At 69.4% G+C, this 21,781-nt stretch carries 21 protein-coding genes and 1 pseudogene; 14 read left to right on the top strand and 8 right to left on the bottom strand.

Annotation, left to right across the window (positions count from 1 at the left end; genetic code table 11):
* Positions 1 to 9: 9 nt before the first annotated feature.
* Positions 10 to 1,167, bottom strand: coding sequence for an FAD-dependent monooxygenase (locus B7G54_RS34420; protein ID WP_085043166.1), 1,158 nt, complete (start codon positions 1,165 to 1,167; stop codon positions 10 to 12).
* A 296-nt stretch (positions 1,168 to 1,463) separates the two neighbouring features.
* Here B7G54_RS34420 and B7G54_RS34415 point away from each other — a divergent pair, with 296 nt between their 5' ends.
* The 5 genes from B7G54_RS34415 to B7G54_RS34395 all read left to right on the top strand — a co-directional run bounded on the left by B7G54_RS34415 (position 1,464) and on the right by B7G54_RS34395 (position 7,339).
* Complete coding sequence (locus B7G54_RS34415; RefSeq protein WP_060212471.1) at positions 1,464 to 2,216, top strand: maleate cis-trans isomerase family protein; 753 nt, start codon at positions 1,464 to 1,466, stop codon at positions 2,214 to 2,216.
* A 27-nt stretch (positions 2,217 to 2,243) separates the two neighbouring features.
* Complete coding sequence (locus B7G54_RS34410; RefSeq protein ID WP_085043165.1) at positions 2,244 to 3,074, top strand: alpha/beta fold hydrolase; 831 nt, start codon at positions 2,244 to 2,246, stop codon at positions 3,072 to 3,074.
* Between the two features lie 47 nt (positions 3,075 to 3,121).
* Entirely contained in the window at positions 3,122 to 4,162 is a 1,041-nt protein-coding gene (locus B7G54_RS34405) for a 2,5-dihydroxypyridine 5,6-dioxygenase NicX family protein (protein ID WP_085043164.1), read from the top strand.
* A gap of 18 nt (positions 4,163 to 4,180) precedes the next feature.
* Positions 4,181 to 4,834 (top strand): isochorismatase family protein, encoded by a 654-nt coding sequence (locus B7G54_RS34400; protein ID WP_085043163.1) that lies wholly within the window; start codon positions 4,181 to 4,183, stop codon positions 4,832 to 4,834.
* Positions 4,835 to 5,053: 219 nt separating this feature from the next.
* Positions 5,054 to 7,339: a xanthine dehydrogenase family protein molybdopterin-binding subunit gene (locus B7G54_RS34395; protein ID WP_085043162.1), complete on the top strand. Its 2,286-nt coding sequence runs from the start codon at positions 5,054 to 5,056 to the stop codon at positions 7,337 to 7,339.
* 80 nt (positions 7,340 to 7,419) lie between these two features.
* Here B7G54_RS34395 and B7G54_RS34390 read toward each other — a convergent pair whose 3' ends face one another.
* Positions 7,420 to 7,866 carry a MarR family winged helix-turn-helix transcriptional regulator gene (locus B7G54_RS34390; RefSeq protein ID WP_085043161.1) on the bottom strand — a complete coding sequence of 149 codons (447 nt, stop codon included), beginning with the start codon at positions 7,864 to 7,866 and terminating at the stop codon, positions 7,420 to 7,422.
* 532 nt (positions 7,867 to 8,398) lie between these two features.
* Here B7G54_RS34390 and B7G54_RS34385 point away from each other — a divergent pair.
* The gene (locus B7G54_RS34385) at positions 8,399 to 9,706 is read left to right on the top strand and encodes an MFS transporter (protein ID WP_085043160.1); all 1,308 of its coding nucleotides are present in this window, start codon (positions 8,399 to 8,401) and stop codon (positions 9,704 to 9,706) included.
* A gap of 296 nt (positions 9,707 to 10,002) precedes the next feature.
* On the top strand, positions 10,003 to 10,767 hold the full coding sequence (locus B7G54_RS34380) for a DUF4397 domain-containing protein (RefSeq protein ID WP_085043159.1): 765 nt from the start codon (positions 10,003 to 10,005) through the stop codon (positions 10,765 to 10,767).
* Between the two features lie 64 nt (positions 10,768 to 10,831).
* On the opposite strand, the gene B7G54_RS34375 is transcribed toward B7G54_RS34380, so the two are convergent.
* Both B7G54_RS34375 and B7G54_RS39420 read right to left on the bottom strand, forming a co-directional pair.
* Positions 10,832 to 11,380, bottom strand: a complete 549-nt coding sequence (locus B7G54_RS34375; protein WP_085043158.1) for a DUF3005 domain-containing protein — start codon at positions 11,378 to 11,380, stop codon at positions 10,832 to 10,834.
* Between the two features lie 211 nt (positions 11,381 to 11,591).
* Entirely contained in the window at positions 11,592 to 11,855 is a 264-nt protein-coding gene (locus B7G54_RS39420; RefSeq protein ID WP_175130419.1) for a hypothetical protein, read from the bottom strand.
* 232 nt (positions 11,856 to 12,087) lie between these two features.
* On the opposite strand from B7G54_RS39420, the gene B7G54_RS34360 reads away from it, so the two are divergent.
* From B7G54_RS34360 to B7G54_RS34345, 4 genes are all read left to right on the top strand, one after another.
* The gene (locus tag B7G54_RS34360; protein ID WP_085043157.1) at positions 12,088 to 13,638 is read left to right on the top strand and encodes an NCS1 family nucleobase:cation symporter-1; all 1,551 of its coding nucleotides are present in this window, start codon (positions 12,088 to 12,090) and stop codon (positions 13,636 to 13,638) included.
* Positions 13,639 to 13,663: 25 nt separating this feature from the next.
* The gene (locus tag B7G54_RS34355; protein ID WP_085043156.1) at positions 13,664 to 14,392 is read left to right on the top strand and encodes an aspartate/glutamate racemase family protein; all 729 of its coding nucleotides are present in this window, start codon (positions 13,664 to 13,666) and stop codon (positions 14,390 to 14,392) included.
* 61 nt (positions 14,393 to 14,453) lie between these two features.
* Entirely contained in the window at positions 14,454 to 15,626 is a 1,173-nt protein-coding gene (locus B7G54_RS34350) for a LysR family transcriptional regulator (protein ID WP_085043155.1), read from the top strand.
* Between the two features lie 160 nt (positions 15,627 to 15,786).
* Positions 15,787 to 16,218 carry a DUF1090 family protein gene (locus B7G54_RS34345; protein WP_085043208.1) on the top strand — a complete coding sequence of 144 codons (432 nt, stop codon included), beginning with the start codon at positions 15,787 to 15,789 and terminating at the stop codon, positions 16,216 to 16,218.
* Positions 16,219 to 16,251: 33 nt separating this feature from the next.
* On the opposite strand, the pseudogene B7G54_RS39890 reads toward B7G54_RS34345, so the two are convergent.
* The 3 genes and pseudogenes from B7G54_RS39890 to B7G54_RS34335 all read right to left on the bottom strand — a co-directional run.
* Positions 16,252 to 16,398, bottom strand: a pseudogene (locus tag B7G54_RS39890) (AEC family transporter); the annotation flags it as partial.
* Positions 16,343 to 16,609 (bottom strand): hypothetical protein, encoded by a 267-nt coding sequence (locus tag B7G54_RS34340; protein ID WP_133059245.1) that lies wholly within the window; start codon positions 16,607 to 16,609, stop codon positions 16,343 to 16,345. The pseudogene B7G54_RS39890 and the gene B7G54_RS34340, both read right to left, overlap by 56 nt.
* 34 nt (positions 16,610 to 16,643) lie before the next feature.
* On the bottom strand, positions 16,644 to 18,212 hold the full coding sequence (locus tag B7G54_RS34335; RefSeq protein WP_085043153.1) for an MFS transporter: 1,569 nt from the start codon (positions 18,210 to 18,212) through the stop codon (positions 16,644 to 16,646).
* 100 nt (positions 18,213 to 18,312) lie between these two features.
* Here B7G54_RS34335 and B7G54_RS34330 point away from each other — a divergent pair, with 100 nt between their 5' ends.
* Positions 18,313 to 19,203 carry a LysR family transcriptional regulator gene (locus B7G54_RS34330; RefSeq protein WP_085043152.1) on the top strand — a complete coding sequence of 297 codons (891 nt, stop codon included), beginning with the start codon at positions 18,313 to 18,315 and terminating at the stop codon, positions 19,201 to 19,203.
* 148 nt (positions 19,204 to 19,351) lie between these two features.
* Positions 19,352 to 20,338, top strand: coding sequence for an ABC transporter substrate-binding protein (locus tag B7G54_RS34325; RefSeq protein WP_085043151.1), 987 nt, complete (start codon positions 19,352 to 19,354; stop codon positions 20,336 to 20,338).
* A gap of 22 nt (positions 20,339 to 20,360) precedes the next feature.
* Here B7G54_RS34325 and B7G54_RS34320 read toward each other — a convergent pair whose 3' ends face one another.
* A complete protein-coding gene (locus B7G54_RS34320) occupies positions 20,361 to 20,735 on the bottom strand; it encodes a phage protein NinX family protein (RefSeq protein WP_085043207.1) in 375 nt (124 codons plus the stop codon).
* Positions 20,736 to 21,053: 318 nt separating this feature from the next.
* Here B7G54_RS34320 and B7G54_RS34315 point away from each other — a divergent pair.
* Positions 21,054 to 21,781, top strand: a 728-nt coding sequence (locus tag B7G54_RS34315; protein WP_085043206.1) for a glycosyltransferase family 2 protein, incomplete at its 3' end; no start/stop codon positions are given.

Here is a 21,781-nt window from a genome sequence, read left to right as displayed (position 1 = left end):
GCGTACGCGTCAGGCCACCGCCGCGACGCTGCTGCGCGACGGCGACACGAGCGGCACGTCGAACACGTCGTAGCCGAACACCCACGACGGATCCTCGTTCGTGCGCAGCCACGTGTTGTTGTGCGACACGAGCTGCACCTTCGACGCACGCGCCGCGCGATTCGCCTCGTACAGCGCAAACGCGCCCGCGTAGTCGCCGATGCCCACTTCGCCGAGGCAGCGCGCGAGCATCGCGGCATCCTCGATCGCCATCGCGGCGCCCTGCGCCATGTGCGGCTTCATCGGATGACACGCGTCGCCGAGCAGCACGAGGCGGCCGCGGCTCCACAACGGCAGCGGATCGCGCTCGAGCAGCGGCCACTTGGTGATCGACGGCGACACGTCGATCAGGTGCTGGATGTCGGCGTGGAAACCGGCGAACGCCTCGCGCATTTCATCGCGGCTGCTGTCGACCATCGACACGCCTTCGGGCCATTCGGCCTGCGGCACGCCGGTCACGTAGTAATACTCGTCGCGCTTCTCGGTCACGTAGTAGACCATCATGTGGCGATCCTCCGACCACCACTTCACGCACATGTCGTACGGCTTGTTGCCCAGCAGCGACGCCGGGAACACCGCACGGTGCGCGACATAGCCCGTGTAGCGAGGCGGCTCCGCGCCGAGCAGGTGCTCGCGGATCCGCGAATTCACGCCGTCCGCACCGATCACGATGTCGGCCGTCTCGACGCTGCCGTCGCTGAACGTCAGGCGCACCGCGTCGCCGGTGTCCTCCACCGCCGCGAGCCGCTTGCCGAAGCGGATCGTGCCGGGCGTGACCGCCTGCGTCATCAATGCATGGAAATCGCCGCGATGCACGGTGAGGTAGCTCGCGCCGTAGGCCTTGCGCGCATAGTCGCCGAGCGGGATCTGCGCGAGCACGTCGGCCGTCTGCCAGTCGCGGCTGTACCAGCAATCCGGATGCGAACCCATCGTCTCCAGCGCGTCCTCGCAGCCGATGCGCCGCATGATCTTCATCACGTTCGGGCCGAGGTGGATGCCCGCGCCGAGGCGCGAGAACGCCGGCGCCTGCTCGTACAGCGCGACGTCGTAGCCGCCGCGCTGAAGCAGCGCCGCAGCGGCCGTGCCGCCGAGACCGGCGCCGATGATTGCGATACGGGGTGTGCTCATGCGGATCTCCTGATCGTGGGCCCGTGGCCTAACGCGGCACGGATACGGGCGGATTGAATGGCGTTTATATAGCGTACACACTCAATTTATTCAGGACAAGCGGATTATCGAGTGTCGTCACCGCATACGGGAAAACACCAATAATTCCTCACAAACCCGCGCGCACCAATAGAAGCGTCGCGTCGAGCCTCATTTTGATCCATTGCCATTTTCAAATGTACACACTAGACTTTGCTCGACATTCGGCGATCCTGCACCCGCGCGCCGCCCCCCTTACCGACACGGAGCCTCCCGTCATGAGCAAGACCTACCGCATCGGCCAGATCGTGCCGAGTTCCAACACGACGATGGAAACCGAGATTCCCGCGATGCTGCGGCTGCGCGAAGCGATCCGCCCCGAGCGCTTCACGTATCACTCGAGCCGGATGCGGATGAAGAAGGTCGTCAAGGAAGAACTCGCGGCGATGGATGCCGAATCCGACCGCTGCGCGGTGGAACTGAGCGATGCGCGCGTCGACGTGCTCGGCTACGCGTGCCTGGTCGCGATCATGGCGATGGGGCACGGCTACCACCGCGTGTCGCAGGCACGCCTGACGAAGCACACGGCCGACAACGGCGCGCAGGCGCCGGTGCTGACGAGCGCGGGCGCGCTCGTCGACGCACTGAAGGTGATCGGTGCGAAGCGGATCGTCGTCGTCGCGCCGTACATGCTGCCGCTGACCGAGCTCGTGGTCGACTACATCCGCAACGAAGGCTTCGACGTGCTCGCGTACCGCGCGCTGGAGATTCCCGACAACCTCGACGTCGGCCGCCACGACCCCGCGCGCCTGCCCGACATCGTGAAGACGCTGCCGTACCAGGACGCCGATGCGATCGTGCTGTCCGCCTGCGTGCAGATGCCGTCGCTGCCGGCCGTCGCGAAGGTCGAGGCGATGACGGGCAAGCCGGTCATCACGGCCGCGATCGCGACGACCTACGCGATGCTGCGCGAGCTCGACCTCGAGCCGATCGTGCCCGGCGCGGGCGCGCTGCTGTCCGGCGCGTACTGAGCGCAGCCTTTCCGACGGAGTCCATTCATGCCCTCGACTTTCCTGTATGGCGCGAACATCCGCGCGAACGGCATCCGCCAGCACTACCTGCGCTACGGCGGCACGACCGGCGCGCGCGCCTCGCGCCCGGCGATCGTGCTGATTCCCGGCATCACGAGCCCCGCGATCACGTGGGGTTTCGTCGGCGAAGTATTCGGCGCGGCGTTCGATACCTACGTGCTCGACGTGCGCGGCCGCGGGCTCTCCGACGCGTCGCCGTCGCTCGACTACGGCCTCGATGCGCAGGCCGACGACATCGCGGCACTCGTCGCCGCGCTCGGCCTGCCGCGCACGAGCCTCGTCGGCCATTCGATGGGCGCGCGAATCGCCGCGCGTGCGGCGCGGCGCGGCATCCGCGGGCTCGAATCGGTCGTGCTCGTCGATCCGCCGGTGTCGGGCCCGAACCGTCGCGATTATCCGGGCAAGCTGCCGTGGTACATCGACTCGATGGCGCTCGCGCGCGCCGGCACCGACGCCGAAGGCATGCGCGCGTTCTGCCCGACGTGGACCGACGCCGAACTGCAGTTGCGCGCCGAATGGCTGCATACCTGCGACGAGCGCGCGGTGCGCGCGTCGTACGAAGGCTTCCACACCGACGATTTCCACGCGGACGCCGCGCAGCTGCCCGTGCCGTCGCTGTTGATCACGGCCGAACGCGGCGACGTGGTGCGCGACGACGATGTCGCCGAACTGCAGCGCGCGACGCCGTCGATGCGGCACGTGCGCGTGCCCGACGCCGGCCACATGATTCCGTGGGACAACGCACCGGGCTTCTACGCGGCGTTCGGCGACTTCCTCGGCGCGCCGCTCGCGGCCTGATCGCGCGGCGCCCGCCCCTTTCCTTCACGCCTTTACCGGAGCCGACGATGCCAGTCAGCGATACCCAACTGATCGACGCGTGGAAGCAGGTGCTCACGCTGTCACGCCTCGAACCGGGCCAGACCGTCACGATCCTGACGAGCGCGGCCACCCACCCGCAGACGCTGTCGTGCGCGCTGATCTCGACGCAATCGATGGGCGCGATCGTCAACCGGCTCGACCTGCCGCCCGTGAACGGCGACAAGGCGTTCAGCCGCGACCCGCTCGCGTATCTCGGCACGACGCCGCTGACCGGCAACAAGGCCGCGATCGCCGCGCTGCGCGAGAGCGACCTCGTGCTCGACCTGATGACGCTGCTGTTCTCGCCCGAGCAGCACGAGATCCTGAAGTCCGGCACGAAGATCCTGCTCGCGGTCGAGCCGCCCGAAGTGCTCGTGCGGATGGTGCCGACACTGGCCGACCGCGCGCGCGTGCTTGCCGCGGCGAAGCAGATCGCCGCCGCCCGCGAGATGCGCGTGACGTCGGCGGCCGGCACCGCGCTCGTGTGCCCGCTCGGCGAGTTCCCGCCGACCGCCGAATACGGTTTCGTCGACGCACCGGGCCGCTGGGATCACTGGCCGAGCGGCTTCGCGCTGACCTACCCGAACGACCGCACCGCGCGCGGCACGATCGTGATCGATCGCGGCGACATCCTGCTGCCGCAGAAGCACTACGTGAGCGAACCGATCGCACTGACCGTCGAAGGCGGCTATGCGACGCACATCGAAGGCGGCGTCGACGCCGACCTGCTGCGCGACTACATGGAAACGTTCGCCGACCCCGAAGGCTATGCGATCTCGCATATCGGCTGGGGGCTGCAGCCGCGTGCGCGCTGGTCGACGCTCGGGCTGTACGACCGCGAGGCGACGATCGGGATGGACGCGCGCGCGTTCGAAGGCAACTTCCTGTTCTCGCTCGGCCCGAACAACGAAGGCGGCGGCAACCGCACGACCACCTGCCACATCGACATCCCGCTGCGCCGCTGCACGGTCGAACTCGACGGCGCAACCGTCGTGCGCGACGGCCGCGTGACCGACCAACCCGCCTGACCGACGAGCCCCGACACCATGAACGACCTCTCCCGTCACGCCGAAGCGAGCGTCTACCGCCAGCAGGGCTTCGGCACGCCGCTGCCCCCGCACGGCAACATCGGCCTGCTGATCGTCGACTTCGTCGTCGGCTTCGCCGATCCCGCGACGTTCGGCGGCGGCAACATCGCACCGGCGATCGCGCGCACGACGCATGCGCTCGCGCTGGCGCGCGAACGCGGCTGGCCCGTCGCGCACAGCCGCATCGTGTACGCCGACGACGGCAGCGACGACAACGTGTTCTCGCTGAAGGTGCCCGGCATGGCGACGCTGACCGAGCACCATCCGAACAGCGCGATCGTGCCGGAGCTCACGCCCGCGCCCGGCGAACTCGTCGTGCGCAAGACCGTGCCGTCGGCGTTCTTCGGCACGCAACTGGCGCCGTGGCTCGCGCAGCGCGCGGTGCAGACGCTGCTGGTCGCGGGCGCCGTGACGAGCGGCTGCGTGCGCGCGAGCGTCGTCGACGCGATGTCGCACGGGTTCCGCCCGCTCGTGCTCGCCGATTGCGTCGGCGATCGCGCGATCGCGCCGCACGACGCGAACCTGTTCGACATGCAGCAGAAATACGCGGCAGTGATGCCGCTCGACGATGCGATCACGGCGATCGATGCCGTGCAGGCGCGCACGCGCTGAATCGTCGCGGCGGGCCGGCGGCGTGACTGGCCGGCGCCCGCCCGCACGATTGACGCTGCGCTTTTGGCGGCCTAGATTGGCGTCGCGCGCATGCGCGACGGCCCCCGCCGCTGCGCTCGACGCACGCCGCAAACACGACGCCCGGGCCGGCGGCCGCCTCGCCCCGCATGCGCCGCAGCCGGCCGCGCGCCGCCTCTTCCCCGACAGGACCCTTCATCCGTGAACCGCCCCGAACTGCTCGCGCGCAACGGCTGCCTGACCGTGATCCGGCCGCCCGCGCCGCCCGTCAAGCCGGCGCCCGGCCAGCCGGGCAGCCTGTCGTCCTACGTGCCGGCGCTGCCGGAAGTGTTCGTCGCGATTCTCGACGACGGCCGCATCCTCGCGTTCAACGGCCACGTCGATCTCGGCACCGGCATCCGTACGTCGCTCGCGCAGATCGTCGCCGAGGAACTCGACGTGCCGGCCGCGCGCGTGACGATGGTGCTCGGCGACACCGCCGCGACACCGAACCAGGGCCCGACCATCGCGAGCGCGACGATCCAGATTTCCGCGACGCCGCTACGCTGCGCGGCCGCGCAGGCGCGTCACGCGCTGCTGGCGCTTGCCGCCGAACGGTTCGGTGTCGACGCGGCGCAACTGCACATCGACGATGCAACGATCTCGGCGAACGGGCAAACGGCAACGTTCGCGACGCTCGTCGCCGCGCACCGGATCGCGCTGACGCTGGACCTGAACACCCGCACGAAGGATCCCGCCCGGTACCGGATCGTCGGCCAGTCGTCGCCGCGCGTCGACCTGCCGGCGAAGGCAACCGGCCAGCTCACGTTCGTGCACGACATGCGCGTGCCGGGCATGCTGCACGGCCGTGTCGTGCGGCCGCCGTATGCGGGCCACGACAGCGGCGCCTTCGTCGGCACAACGCTCGTCGACGTCGACCGCGCGTCGGTGGCCGACGTGCCGGGGCTCGTGGCCGTCGTCGCGATCGGCGATTTCGTCGGCGTGGTGGCCGAACGCGAGGAGCACGCGATCCGCGCGGCGCGCCAGCTGCGCGTGACGTGGCGGCCGCTCCCCGCGCTGCCGCCGCTCGACGAGCCGGCTGCCGCGATTGCCGCCGCGCCGGCCAAACGCCGCGTGCTGCTCGACGAAGGCGATGTCGGCGCGGCACGCGCGCAGCCCGACACGATCACGCTGTCGCGCACCTACGCGTGGCCGTTCCAGATGCACGGCTCGATCGGCCCGTCATGCGCGCTCGCCGACTACCGTGAGCCCGGCAACGGCCGGATCACCGTGTGGTCCGGCACGCAGAATCCCGTCTCGCTGCGCTACGACCTCGCGACGCTCGTCGCGCGCGACGAAGCCGATTTCGACGTGGTGCGGATGGAAGCGGCCGGCTGCTACGGCCGCAACGGCGCGGACGACGTATGCGGTGACGCACTGCTGCTGTCGCGCGCGGCGGGCCGCCCGGTGCGCGTGCAGTTGTCGCGCGCGGACGAACATCTGTGGGAGCCGAAAGGCGCCGGCCAGTCGATGCAGGTGACCGGCACCGTCACACGCGACGGCCGCCTGCTCGGCTACGACTTCACGACGCGCTACCCGTCGAACGACGCGCCGCTGCTCGCGGCGCTGCTGACCGGCGCGATCGTGCCCGAGCCGCGCGTGTTCGAGATGGGCGACCGCACGGCCGTGTCGCCGTATGCGAGCCCGCATCGCCGCTTCGTCTGCGAGGATCTCGCGCCGCTCGTGCGCGCATCGTGGCTGCGCGGCGTGTCGGCGCTGCCGAACTCGTTCGCGCACGACGCGTTCGTCGACGAATGCGCGGCGCTGACCGGTGTCGACCCGCTGGCGTTCCGGCTGCGCCATCTGCAGGACACGCGCGCGACCGAGCTGCTGCAGGCCGTGGCCGACCGCGCGGGCTGGACGCCGCGCGTGCGGCGCACGCCGCATGAACCCGCTACGTCGCGGCTCGTGCGCGGCCGCGGCATCGCCTACGCGCGCTACGTGCACAGCCGCTTCCCCGGCTTCGGCGCGGCGTGGTCGGCATGGATCGTCGACCTGAGCGTCGATCGCGTGTCGGGCGAGATCCGCATCGAACGCGTCACGGTCGGCCAGGACACGGGCACGATGATCAACCCCGATGGCGTGCGCCACCAGATCCACGGCAACGTGATCCAGGTGCTGAGCCGGACGCTGAAGGAGCGCGTGCGCTTCGCCGACGGCAAGGTCGCGTCGCGCGAATGGGCGAGCTATCCGATCCTCACCTTCGCGGAAGTGCCGGACGTCGATGTCGTGCTGATGCCGAGGCAAGGCGAGCCGCCGCTCGGCGCGGGAGAATCGGCGTCGGTGCCGGGCCCTGCCGCCGTCGCGAACGCATTGTTCGATGCGACCGGTGTGCGGCTCTACGCGCCGCCGTTTACGCCGGAGACGATCCGGGCCGCGTTACGCGACGCCGGCCGGTTGATGACGGCCGACGCGGCCGGTGCGCCGGCGGCAACCGGCGTGGCCTAGGGCCTGTTCACGCGGGATCAGGTCGGCCGGCAGACCGGCCAGCCACACGGGCATGACTGCCGACCGGCTGCCGGCGCGCATCATGCGTCGCCGTCTTCTTCCATCATCTTGCGCAGCAGGAACTGCAGCGCGACCCGTTCGCCCGGATTGAGCGCGCCATACGTGCGCTCCGTCACCTGGCGCGCGAACGGCACCGTGCGGTCGATCAGCGCGAGGCCGGTCGCGGTGGCGCGCACGATCAGCTTGCGGCCGTCGTTCGGATCGGGCAGCACCTCGATCAGCGCGCGCGCCTTGAGGCGATCGACCACGCCGCGAATCGTCGCCTGGTCGATCGCGGTCGCCTTGACGATGTCGTTCAGCGAGCACGCCTGGCGCTCCTTGACTGCACACAGCGTGACGAACTGCGCGGCCGTGAGATCCGAATCGGGGATCGCTTCCTGGAAGATCGACACGTGCCGCTGATACGCGCGGCGCAGCAAGTGCCCGACCTGGTCGTGAAAGTCGTAGGAATCCTTGGAAGACGCCATGAAAGTAAAGGCCCGTGCCGCATGTCAGTGAAAGACAAGCAGTGTACACCCTCGATTCGGCCCGACCGGCTGCCGGGTTGCCGCTTCATTGCGGTGCATCAGGATTCGCGATGCCCGGCACGCAGCGCGCCTGACAAACGCCTGACGGCTGCCCGTTGCCCGCCGGGCACGTCGCCGCAACGGCGACTGCGCACGTTCGAACCTGCCGGCGCGCACGCACATGCGCGCATTGGCGGACTTTCGCGCACACGCTTCACTTTTAAGCGCATACGCACGAATTTTGTGCACGCCTCGCCCCTCTCCGCCCCCATTCGACGCGCATGCTTCTTCATCAAAAACCTCTTTAAACATGCGGTTTTTCTCACACGAATGCTTTCCGTTGCGCGGCCGGAACCATGCCTGTTCCATTCAGTATTTTCTAGTGTGTACGCTATTTAATTGCCGTGATATACAGACTCCAGTGCGCAGCGGAACGCCCGCTCGCGTCGATCGGCCACCCATTCATCCGTCACATTCGAACAGGGGCAATCCCATGTCTACCGCACACCCGAGCGCCGCCGTTTCCCCCGACGACGCGCTGCACGGCAATCTGTATCGCAAGGTCACGCTGCGCCTGATCACCCTCTTCTGCCTGTGCTACTTCGCGGCCTATCTCGACCGCATCAACATCGGCCTCGCGAAACTCCAGATGCTCGACGCCCTGAAGTTCAGCGATACGGTGTACGGGCTCGGCGCCGGCCTGTTCTTCGCCGGCTACATCCTGTTCGAAGTCCCGAGCAACCTGGTGCTGCAACGCGTCGGCGCGAAGCTGTGGATCGCGCGGATCATGATCACGTGGGGCCTGCTGTCGGGCGCGACGATGTTCGTGCATACGCCGATGCAGTTCTACATCGTGCGCTTCCTGCTCGGCGCGGCCGAGGCCGGCTTCCTGCCCGGCGTGCTGCTGTACCTGACGCAGTGGTATCCCGATGCGCGCCGCGCGCGGATCGTCGCGCTGTTCATGGTCGGGCTGCCGTTGTCGAGCATGATCGGCAGCCCGATCTCCGGGTGGATCATGCGCGCGTTCGACGGCGCGCACGGGCTCGGCGGCTGGCAGTGGCTGTTCCTGCTCGAAGCGCTGCCGTCGGTGCTGCTCGGCTTCGCGGTGCTGCGCTGGCTGCCCAACAACATCGAATCCGCGCAGTGGCTGAACGCCGACGAGAAGCACGCTTTGCGTGCGAACCTCGACGCCGATCCGTCCGGCAACAAGAGCCATGCGCTCGGCAAGGCGTTCTCCGATCCGAAGGTATGGGCGCTCGGCCTGATCGACCTGTGCGTGCTGCTCGGCCTCTATGCGGTGAGCTTCTGGCTGCCGACGATCCTGCGCGATACCGGCGTGAAGGATGCGTATCACATCGGCTGGCTGATGGTGATCCCGAATGCCGCGGCCGTGCTCGCCACGCTGTACTGCGGCGCAAGCTCCGACCGCGCGCGCGAACGCCGCTGGCATATCGTCGTCCCGTTCATGGTATCGGCCGTCGCGCTGGCGATCGCGGCCTCGTCGTCGCACGGCACGCTCGGGACGGTGCTGCTGTTCTCGCTGATCAACGCGGGCGCGGCCGCCGCGATGCCGGTCGTCTGGGCACTGCCTTCGACGTTCCTGAAGGGCTCGGCCGCTGCCGGCGGGATCGCGTTCGCATGCTCGATCGCGAACCTCGGCGGGTTCGGCAGCACCTATTTCATCGGCTGGCTGCGCGACACGTTCCATTCGCAAAGCGCGGGACTGTACGGTTTCGCCGCGTGCATGGTGGTCGGCTGCGCCCTCGCGCTCGCCTATCCGGCCCGGCTCGTGAACCGCTGACGCCGCGCGTCGCCCGCGCGACGCGATCGTTTTTACAACCGCACCGGTCGCGCGGCCCGCTCCACGCGGCCCGCCTCGCCCCGCGCACGCCGCCCCGCCGGCGCGTGCGCGCTTCCTCCCGCCGCTTCCCGCCATCACTTCCCGCCGCCATTCGCCGCGCAGGCACATCGCTTGCGCCATCCACGCGCCCGCCGATCCGGCGGACAACATCCTTCCCTCAACCGGCGCGGCGCGCCGCGCGAGCTTTCGCGTGGCGATCCCGCGTCGCAAGCAGGTTCCCTGAACGAGAGGACAACATGAGATCAATACGAACGCTGGCAGCCCTGTGCTCGGTCGTTTCCGTGCTCGCGGCATGTGGCGGCGACGGCAACGACGTCGGCACCGAGCTTGGCATCTCGAAGCCGCAGGCACGCTTCATCAACGCGGTGCCGGCCGGGCCGAACCTCGACTACTACCTGAACGCGAAGCTCGACCAGGCGGGTATCGCGTACAAGGGCGTGACGCGCTACCACGACGTCGACTCGGGCACGCAGAACGCGAGCTATGACGTCTCCGGTACGACGACGACCATCGCCGCGCAATCGTTCAGCGCGGCAAACGGCCATCACTACACGACGATCGCGCTGCCGAGCACGACGTCGCTGATCTCCGTGATCGACGATCCGTACGACAAGGGCCTGCTGTCGGACAAGGCGCGCGTGCGCAGCTTCAACGCGTCGCCGAACGCGCAGAACGTCGACATGTACGTCGTCCCGCCCGGCACCGACATCACGACGCAAAGCCCGACGCTCGCAGGCGCGGCCTACCAGAACGCGGTGCCGGCATCGACGCAGGATTCGATCTACCTGAACGGCGGCAGCTACCAGGTGATCGTCACGACGGCAGGCAGCAAGACGCCGATCCTCAAGACCGCGCCGGTCACCATCAACAACAACGCCGACTGGCTGCTGCTGACGATTCCGTCTGGCGGGGTCGGCGACGTGACGCCGAACGATATCCACGTACTGGTTGCGCAGGGCAACGACGCCGATACGTCCGCGCAGGAACTGGGTCCGCAGTAAGGACCGCCAACGGTCGCGGCGGCCGGCGCGATGGCGCCGCCCGCCGCACCTTCTCGCCACGCCGTCAGTTGCTCCGCTCCAGGACGATCACATGCTCGGCGCGCGCGCCGTCGCCGTGCTCGACGTCGACATCGCCCACATGGCGTACGCGCCAGCCCGGCCGTGTCGCGATCTGGGGCATGTTGCCGGACGGGCGGCTCTCGATCCCGCCGAGCCCTTCGTCGGGCGTATCGACCGCCTCGTCGAGCGACGCGTTCGAATAAATCACGTTGTCGTGCCACTTCGACGCGCCCGCGGCAGCTTCCATGCCCTTGCCGTCGACGTCGACCGTGTTGTCGGTCATCGCCATGCACGCGTTGTCGAGCGTCGGGATCCGGGCGGCCGCTCGCCGCACGGGGTCGTCGCTGTCGGGCGCATGCGTGCCGCGCTCGACCGGCGGCAGGCCGGTCGGCATTTTCCCGGCGATCGCCTCGGGCGTCAGCGGACGCCGCGCGACTTGCGCCGCCTGGGTCGCCGCGTCGGGCATGTCGCCGGCCGCCGGCGTCTGCACCGGGCTCTTCTCGATCTGTTCACGCTGCTTTTCCGGGGTAGGGTTCGATTCCGCGTTCTGCATCGCACCTCCTTGCCCGGCCGGCGTACGCCTGCGTCACACTGCCGCCGCCAGTCCGGAAATCGCTACAACGGTCCTTGCAAATCTTTCATGTGCACGCGGCCGCGTGCGTGCGCGCCACCCGGCGCACATGCCCGACCGGCACGGCACTCGAAGAAAATGGAGGGCACACCGGCACGCAGCCGGCGCGCCGTCCTTCGGCCAATCGCGCGCGTCAGCCGCCGCTTGCGCCGCCCGGCGCGGAGGCCGCACCTGGCATGCTCGCGCCGCTGTCGCCGCTGCTGCCGGCCGCCCCGCTGCCCGGCGTACCCGACGGCGCGGTGGACGGCGCCGCCGACATGCCGCCTGTCGCGCCCGAATCAGAACTCGCGCCGCCACTGTCGCTCTTCTTCTGGCAGCCGGCGCCTGCCGCGAGGCCTGCAATCAGGATGCCGGCGAAGACGGCTCGCGATACATGACGAAAGGAATATCGCTGCATGACACCTCCGCTGATGTCGATGTGGATGGAGCCCGCTTGCGCGCAATTCGCGTGCCACACCCGGCCGTTGCTGCCGCCCGCCTTCCATTCATTTTTCAAATGACGCCCAGCCGAATATTTAATTTCCCATCACCGTGCCGGCCACCCATACTCGCGAACAAATCCGAGACATAACGTCCACGGCGGCCGGGCCCGCGCAGCGTGTACACGCTGCCGGTTTCGCGCCCCGCACATGGAAGGAGACAACGGCGTGCAACTGGAAGCCACCCACCGCCCGGGCATCGTGCTCGGCGCGGACGACGCATCGCATCGAACCGGTTCGGCCGCGCGCGACCCTGCGCTGAGCCCGCGGCTGCACAATCCCGACCTCGCGCCCACCAAGGCCGAGGGCCGGACGTGGGGCCGCTACAGCATCTTTGCGCTATGGACCAACGACGTGCACAACATCGCGAACTACTCGTTCGCGATCGGGCTGTTCGCGCTCGGCCTGTCGGGCTGGCAGATGCTCGCCTCGCTCGCGATCGGCGCGGTGCTCGTCTACTGCTTCATGAATCTCACCGGCTACATGGGCCAGAAGACCGGCGTGCCGTTTCCGGTGATCAGCCGGATGAGCTTCGGCATCTACGGCGCGATGCTGCCCGCGATGATCCGCGCGGTGATCGCGATCGCATGGTTCGGCATCCAGACCTATCTCGCGTCGGTCGTGCTGCGCGTGCTGCTCACCGCCATCTGGCCGGGCCTCGCCGCATTCGACCAGAATGCGATCTTCGGGCTGTCGACGCTCGGCTGGGTCACGTTCGTCGCGATCTGGCTCGTGCAGATCGGCATCCTCACGTACGGGATGGAAATGGTCCGCAAGTACGAGGGGCTGGCCGGCCCGGTGATCCTCGTCACGACGCTGTCGCTCGCCGCGTGGATGTTCAGCCGCACGGGCGGCCATCTCGCGATGTCGATCGGCAAGCCGATGACGGGCCTGAAGATGTGGACGGAGATCTTCGCGGGCGGCTCGCTGTGGCTCGCGATCTACGGCACGCTGGTACTCAACTTCTGCGATTTCGCGCGCTCGTCGCCGAGCGCGAAGACGGTGCGCGTCGGCAACTTCTGGGGCCTGCCGGTCAACATCCTCGTGTTCGCGACGATCAGCTTCGTGCTCGCGGGCGCGCAGTTCAAGCTGAACGGCCACATCATCCACAGCCCGACGGAAATCATCGCGACGGTGCCGAACAAGCTGTTCCTCGTGCTCGGCTGTCTCGCGTTCCTGATCGTGACGGTGGCCGTGAACATCATGGCGAACTTCGTCGCGCCGGCGTTCGTGCTGACGAGCCTCGCGCCGCATCGCCTGTCGTTCCGCCGCGCGGGCCTGATCAGCGCGACGATCGCCGTGCTGATCCTGCCGTGGAACCTGTACAACAGCCCGATCGTGATCGTCTACTTCCTGTCCGGCCTCGGTGCGCTGCTCGGCCCGCTGTACGGGATCATCACGGTCGACTACTGGCTCGTGCGCAAGCAGCGCGTGAACGTGCCCGACCTCTATACCGAAGCGCCCGCCGGCGCCTATTTCTACACGCGCGGCGTGAACCGCAAGGCACTCGCGGCGCTCGTGCCGTCCGCGCTGATCTCGATCACGCTCGCCGTCGTGCCGGCCTTCAGTGCGATGACGCCGTTCTCGTGGCTGCTGGGCGCGGCCATTGCGGGCAGCGTGTATTGGCTGCTGGCCGATCGCAAACGGCACTACGAGGAGCGCTCGGGCGAACCCATCGCGGTCGCCTGCGCCAAACACTGAAAAAATACATGCATACGGAGTCGCAATGAGGATCCTGGTAGTCAACGTCAACACGACCGAGTCGATCACCGACGCGATCGCCGCACAGGCGCAGGCCGCCGCGTCGCCGGGCACGGAGATCGTCGGGCTGACACCGCGCTTCGGCGCGGAGTCGGTCGAAGGCAACTTCGAGAGCTACCTCGCGGCGATCGCCGTGATGGATCGCGTGCTGAGCTACGACGAGCCGTACGACGCGGTGATCCAGGCAGGCTACGGCGAACACGGCCGCGAAGGCCTGCAGGAACTGCTGACGGTGCCCGTCGTCGACATCACCGAAGCGGCTGCGAGCGTCGCGATGCTGCTCGGCCACCGCTACTCGGTCGTCACGACGCTCGACCGCACGGTGCCGCTGATCGAGGATCGCCTGAAGCTCGCCGGGCTCGATGCGCGCTGCGCGTCGGTGCGTGCAAGCGGCCTCGCGGTGCTCGAGCTCGAGGAGAACCCGGCCCGCGCGATCGAGTCGATCGTCGGCCAGGCGCAACGCGCAGTGAAGGACGATCACGCGGAAGTGATCTGCCTCGGCTGCGGCGGGATGGCCGGCCTCGACCGGCAGATCGAGGAATGCACGGGCGTGCCGGTCGTCGACGGCGTATCGGCCGCGGTCGCGCTCGCCGAGTCGCTGGTGCGCCTGAAGCTGAAGACATCGAAGGTCCGCACGTATGCGCCGCCGCGCCCGAAGCGGATCGTCGGCTGGCCGGGCACCTTCGCACAATGACGCGCCGCCGGCCCGCTGCTGCGTCGCGCCCGGGCGCCGGGTCGCCGGGAGGCGTATCGGCATGCGGGACCCACTAGACCCGAACGCCCTGCCCCGCGACACGTCCGACGCCGCGGGCGCGCTCGACGTGCTCGATGCGCGGCTGATGCGCATCCTGCTCGTGCTGCTGACCGAGCGCACCGTGTCGCGTGCGGCCGTGCGCCTGAACATGTCGCAGCCGGCAACGAGTGCCGCGCTCAAGCGCCTGCGCACGCTGCTCGGCGATCCGCTGCTGGTGCGCAGCCGCTACGGGATGGTGCCGACCGAGTTCGGCGCGCGGCTGGTCGAACCGTTGCGCAACGCGCTGCGCGTGATCGACTTCATCCGGATCCAGCAGCCGACGTTCGACGCGCGCACGTCGGTGCGCACCTACCGGATCGGCTGCCCCGACTACCTGAACGTGCTGTTCGTGCCGAAGCTCGTCGCGCTGTTCCGCGAACGCGCGCCGAGCGCGCAGCTCGTGTTCCATCCGCTCGGCGACGGCTTCGACGACGAGCGCGCGCTGGCCGACGGCGAGCTCGACGTCGTGATCGACAATCGCCCGGCGCGCTCGTCGCGGTTCCGGCAGGACGACCTGTTCGACGATCGCGTCGTCTGCCTGATGCGCGCGACGCATCCGCTCGCGCGGCGCGGCACGATGACGGCTGCCGATTTTGCCGAAGCGCCGCAGCTGTGCCCGACGCCGTCGTGGCTCGAAGCGTCCGGCGCGATCGACAAGCAGCTCGAGCGGGTGGGCCTGCAGCGGCGGATCGTCGTCACGCTGCCGCATTTCGAACTCGCCGCGCATGCGCTCGTGCGCACCGACATGCTCCTGACCACCACGCACCGGCTCGCGCGGCACTATGCGAAGCTGCTGCCGCTCGCCGCCGTCGCGCTGCCGGCCGAACCGCCGGACATCGTGTACCGGATGACCTGGAACGAAGCGGGCGCATGCGTCGAAGGCGTACGCTGGCTGCGCGGGCTGATCGCGGAGGCAACGCACGCATGGCTCGACGCGGAAGCGATGCAGCCAGCTGTGGCGGCAATTGCGGCCGGTGCGGTTGCGGATGCGCGGAACAGCACGCCGGCCGCGGCCGATACGCCCGAGCCCACACGACGCACGCGCCGCAGGCAGGCGTCGCATTGCCATGCGTCGCACCCGCCGCGTGTCGCCCATGCGGCACGCATCCACCGCCTCGCGACGAAGTCGCATTGAGCGGCGCGGCCCGCGGCCCGCAACGATCCGCGCAGCAGCGGCATGTCGGACCGGTCCTATTTACCCGGTCCGTGCCCGATCGTCAGAATGACGTCTCGAACACTGGCGGATGGACATCGGCATCGCGAATGCCCGTCGCTGCCCTATCGAGGAAAACCGCATGAAGAAGACACTCGTTGCGCTGGCCGTTCCGGTCGCGCTGCTCGCGAGCACCGGCGCATTCGCCAATACGCAAGACTGCGCGACGCGCATCCGCGCATTGCAAACGCAGATCGACAACGCGAAGCGGTTCGGCAACACGCGTCAGGCGATGCGCCAGCAGGCCGCGCTCGACCGGATCAAGGCCCATTGCACGGACGCCGGCCAGCTCGCGCGCGCCGAGCGTGAGGTTGCCGGCAAGCAGCAGGATCTGCAGCGCGCGCAGGACGAGGTGCACGAAGCGCAGGCACGTGCCCATGAAGCCGAAGCACTCGGCGATGCGAAGAAGTTGAACAAGGCGCAACGCAAGCTCGCCGACAAGCAGGTCAAGCTGCGCGACGCGACACGCGACCTGCACGATGCGCAGGCCGATCGTGACGCGCTGAAAGGCTGACGCGATGCGTTGAAACGGCGTGCCGCGCCGGACGTGCCGCGCAAGCGCGAGCAGCACCGACAGCGACAGCGACGCGATCGACCCAAGCGTCGGCAGCAGGATCGTGCGCGACGTCACCTGCGCTTCACGCCCGTGGAATCCGGCCAGCATGGACGGCCCGTTGCCGGCCGGCAACGCGCATCGACGCGAGGTTTGACGCCTTTTGCCAGGTGGCATGACTGGCCGATACCCTGGCGACTCGCGCGGGCGCGAGGCGAACCAGGAGAAGCATCCCTGCCGACAGCAGGCTCGCCACCACCGTGAGGGCGACATAGGGCGTGCCATCGCGGCTCGCGAGCATGCCCATCAGCCCCGGGCCAAACGCGCCGGCAGCAGACTTGATTGCGGGCATGCCCGTATGCCCGGCCGCACACCGGGTTGCCGCGCTACGCGCCGCGCATCGGCTGCGCAAGCAACTTGCCGGCAACGACGGCCGAGACGAGCGCGAGCACGCCGCTCACCGTCAGCGCATCGGCGAACCCGCTCGCGAACGCGACGGGCGCCGCCTGCGCAAGCGCACCGGCGGCCGACGGCGGCACGCGCTCGAGCGCCCGCGCCAGGTCGCCGGCCAGCAGGCTCGACATGAACGATGCATCGGCGAACGCGCGCAGGCCGGGCACGGCGGACAGCAGCCGGTCGAGCCGTGCATGCGTGCTCGCCGCCAGCACCGCGCCGAGCACGCCGACGGCCGTCACGATCGCCGAGAAGCGCGTCGTCGTGCTGATGCCCGACGCCATGCCCGTGCGGTTCGGCGGCACGCACGCCATGATCGCCTTCTGCGTGTCGCCGTTCATGATGCCCGCGCCGCAGCCCGTCACGAACATGCCGAGCGCGACGAGCCGGTAGTCGCCGCTGGCCGTCAGCGCCGCGGTCGCGAGGTTGCCCGCACCGATCAGCGCGAGCCCGCCCGCCAGCACGCCGCCGGACGACACGCGCGCGGCCAGCGCCGCGCCGAGCGACGGCCCGGCGATCATCGCGAACGCGAACGGCAGCATCCCGAGCCCCGCGTCGATCGCCGACATCCCGAACGCGTTCTGCAGGTACAGCGGCAGGAACGTCATCATCACCTGTGCGCACGCCGCATAGCCGAACATCGCGAGCACGGCGCCGACGAAGCGCGGCTGGCGGAACAGCGCGAGATCGATCATCGGCCGCGCCTGCCAGCGCTCCGCGCCGATGAACGCCGCGAACAGCGCGGCGGCGAGCGCGAGCCGGCCAAGCGTCGCGGCCGCCAGCCAGCCGTGCGACGGCGCACCGATCAGCGCCGCGATCGCGCACGCGAGCGCCGCGCCGAACAGCAGGCTGCCGGCCGCATCCACGCGTTTCGCGTGCGGATCGCGCGATTCGTCGATCGCGACGCGTGCGCCGGCGGCGAGCAGCAGGCAGACAGGCAGGTTCAGCAGGAACACCCAGCGCCACCCGATCCATTGCGTGATCGCGCCGCCGACGAGCGGCGCGATGGCCGTCGCGATCCCCATGCACATGCCCCAGATCGCCCACGCGCGCGCCCGTTCGCGCCCTTCCGGGAAACGGTTCGCGATCACGGCGAGCGCCGCGGTCAGCAGCAGCGCGGCGCCGCCGCCCTTCACCGCCCGCGCGGCGATCAGCCAGCCGGCCGACGGCGCGACGCCGCAGCCGAGCGACGCGAGAAAGAACAGCGCGAGCCCCGTGAAGAGCATCCGCTTGCGGCCGAAGCGGTCGGCGAGCCCGCCGGCCGGCAGCAGGCACGCGGCGAACGCGGTCATGTACGCGCTCACGACCCATTCGACATCGGCGAAGCTCGCGTGGAAACTGCGCGCGATGCTCGGCAACGACACGGCGACGACGTTCGTGTCGAGCACGATCAGCGAGCAGGTCGCGGATGCGACGGCGAGCGTCGCGGCGGCAGGCATGCGGGCGCCCATGCGCGTGGTGGCAGCCGCGCCCGCGCGCGACGCCGGTGAAGACTGGGACATCGGCTACTCCGGAACAGGTTGGACGAGCCGTATGCTAGGCTTGCCCGGTATTGCCTGTCATTGACACGCCAACGCTGTTTTATTGACGAAAATTGCAATCATGGACCGGCTCGAATTCCGTCACGTGCGCGCGTTCCTGAGCGTCGCGCAGCACCTGCACTTCGCCCGCGCGGCCGAAGCGCTCGACATGGCGCCGCCTGCGCTCACGCGACAGATCCAGGAGGCCGAACGCGTGCTCGGCGTGCGCCTCTTTCACCGGTCGCGCCGCGCGGTCACGCTGAGCGCGGCCGGCGAGGCCTATCTCGCCGAGGCAAGCGCCGCGGTCGAACACCTGCAGCGCGGCCGCGAACTCGCTGCATTGGCCGAGCGCGGCGAACTCGGCCGGATCGAGATCGGCTACGTGTCGTCGGCCGTCTATTCGGGCACGCTGCAGCGCACGGTCGGCGCGTTTCGTGCCGCGCACCCGCGCATCGAGCTGAACCTGCGCGAAGTGCCGATGGACGACGTCGCGAACCAGCTCGACACGGGCCGGCTCGATCTCGCGTACGTGCGCCCGCCGCTGCCGCTGCCCGGCGGCCTGCGGATCGTCACGCTGCAGCGCGACGTGTTCGTCGCGGCCGTGCCGGCCGGGTCGCGCTACGCGTCGATGGCGGCCATTCGCGCTGCCGACCTCGCCGACGCGCGCTTCGCGGTACCCGAACAGGAACGCGGCACGCTCGAAGTCGCGCGCCGCGGCCGCTTCGCGCCGCTGATCGCCGCACGACCGGGCGGCCTGCTCGCGGTGCTGGCATGTGTGTCCGTGAACGGCTGGGTCGCGGTGATTCCCGATGCGCTCGCCGGCTGCGTGTCGCTGCCGGGCGTCGTGTACCGGCCGATCGCCGGCAAGCCGATCACGTCGGAACTGGCGCTCGCGCACCGGCGCTTCGAAAAGGCACCGGCGGTGCGCGCGTTCCTGCGGACGGTGCCGTCGGCCGCACAAGACGCCGCATAAGGTGCCCGCGTGCGGCGACGGCGGCCATGCCGGCCGTCGCCGCGCGAATATGCATTGCACGATTCGATGTTTGTCGGCCGGAAACCGATTCCGTAACCTGCCCGGCAGCCGCGCCGCCTGCGCGCGGATCACCGAGGACACCCCGCCGATGAATCCATCCTCCGCCCCGGCGCGCCGCCGCGTGCTGCAGCGTCTTGCCGCCCTCGCCGCCGCGCCGCTCGCCGGCGGCTTCGCACGCCCCGCTCATGCGGCCGGCGCCGACCTGTCGGGCGTCACGCTCGTGCTCGGCGACCAGGCCGGCGGCCTGCGCGCACTCGCCGAAGCCGCGCACGTGCTCGACGGCACGCCTTACCGGTTCCGCTGGGCCAACTTCCAGGGCGCCGCGCCGCTGTTCGAGGCGCAGCGCGCGGGGGCGATCGATCTCGCGCCTGCCGGCGACCTGCCCGTGCTGACGGCCGCGCTCGGCGACCCGTCGTTGCGGATCGTCGCGACGCGCGTCGGCTCGCCGGCGTCGCTCGGCATCGTCGTGCAGCCCGATTCGCCGGTCCGCACCGTCGCCGACCTGAAAGGGCAAACCGTCGTCGTGTCGTCCGCGCGCGGCAGTATCTCGCAGTACCAGTTGTACGGCGCGCTGCGCGAACACGGCCTCGCGCCGCGCGACGTCGACGTGCGCTTCGTGCTGCCCGTCGATGCGTTCGCCGCCTTCGAGGCGAAACGGATCGGCATCTGGGCGACATTCGACCCGTACTACGGGCATGCGGTACGGCGCGGCGCGCGCATCGTCCGCGACGGCAGCGGCATCAATTCCGGGCTGGCCTTCCTCACGTCGCCGGTCGAAACGCTCGACGATCGCGCGAAGCGCGCGGCACTCGCGGACGTGCTGGCACGACTCGCCCGCGCGGGCCAATGGGCGCTCGCGCACCCGGCCGATTATGCAAGCGTCTATGCGTCGCTCACGCGCCTGCCGCCCGACGCGGCCACCGACATCGCGCGCCGGGCCGCACTCGCGCAGCGCAGCCTCAGCGGCGCCGACATCGACGTGCTGCAACGTGTCGCCGACCGCGCGGCGGCCGACGCGATCCTGCCGCGGCGCGTCGATGTCGCATCGATCGCAATCCGGAGCGTGTCCGCCTGAGCGTTGACGTGTGTGGCTGCGTTCAGCGTGGCCGCGCCATATCGAGGTCCGGCACGTCGTCGCCGAACGTCGAGGCGACGAGCGTGCGCATCGCCGCGATCAGCAGCGTCGAGCCGGACTGGTTGAATGTGCAGCGCTCGCCCGCGGCCGGCACGGCCCGGTGCAGCACGGCTCGCCATGCTCCGTGCCCGCCGTCGCGCTCGAATGCGGCGAACGGCAGCCGCTCGACGATCGGGCCGCCGTCGGTCCATGATGTCGACGGCGCGAACGGCGCCGGCGCACCGCCCGCGGAGCGAATCGACGTACATCCGGACGCGTCGGCGCGCGGGGCATCATGGCCTTCCGCGACCGCGACCCAGTCATCCAGCGACGCACCTGTCAGATCCTGGACTTGCATGACTGTCTCCGTCGCCGTCGTCGTCAAATCGACATGCCAACTGTTGCACATGCGGCCGTTGCGGTTCCTGACGGCGCCGCAGCGCGCCGCCATATCGCTGAAATCCCTGCCCCCCGAGCAAACCCGCGCACGCTGTCACCGCCACGTCATTCGTGCGTACAATGATCTGGCCGCCTGCCGCCGCGGTTCGCGGCAAACGGATCAGAACATTACAAACACAATACATACAAGACCAGCGCCGACCCGGGCCCGTTTCCGCGAGTTCGGCGACAACAGGACCAGACAATGCGGCGCAGACCGGATTTCACGGGGGGACACATGTCCAGGCACACCCGAAAGCCGTTGGTATCGCTCGTCGTACCCTTCCACGACGAGGCGGAAGCGATCGAGACATTCTTCGCGACCACCCTTCCCATCCTCGAATCGATCGACACCACGCGCTTCGAAATCGTTTGCGTGAACGACGGCAGCCGCGACGACACGCTCGACAAGCTGATCGACGTCGCCGCCGGCGACTCGCGCGTGCGCATCGTCGATCTCACCCGGCGCTTCGGCAAGGAAGCCGCGCTCACCGCCGGCATCGACGAAGCCGCCGGCACCGCCGTGATCCTGATCGACGCCGACCTGCAGGATCCGCCCGCGCTGATTCCCGCCATGGTCCAACGCTGGCTTGGCGGCGCCGAAGTCGTCGCCGCCAAGCGCACCGACCGCATGTGCGACCCGCTGATGCAGCGCGTGGCCGCCGCGCTCTACTACCGCGTGCACAACCGCCTCTCCGAAGTCGAGATGCCCGAGAACGTCGGCGATTTCCGCCTGATGGACCGCCAGGTCGTCGACGCGCTGCGCGCGCTGCCCGAGCGCCGCCGCTTCATGAAGGGCCTGTTCGCGTGGGTCGGCTATCGCATCGAGATCATCGAATACACGCGTGCGCCACGCAGCGGCGGCCGCTCCAAATTCTCCGGATGGCGGCGCTGGAACTTCGCGCTCGAAGGCATCACCAGCTTCAGCACCGTGCCGCTGCGCGTGTGGACCTACATCGGCCTCGC

This window comes from Burkholderia puraquae (assembly GCF_002099195.1).
Taxonomy (GTDB): Bacteria; Pseudomonadota; Gammaproteobacteria; order Burkholderiales; family Burkholderiaceae; genus Burkholderia; species Burkholderia puraquae.
Note: the sequence above shows the minus strand (reverse complement) of the source record. Positions and strands in the feature narration are given on the sequence as shown.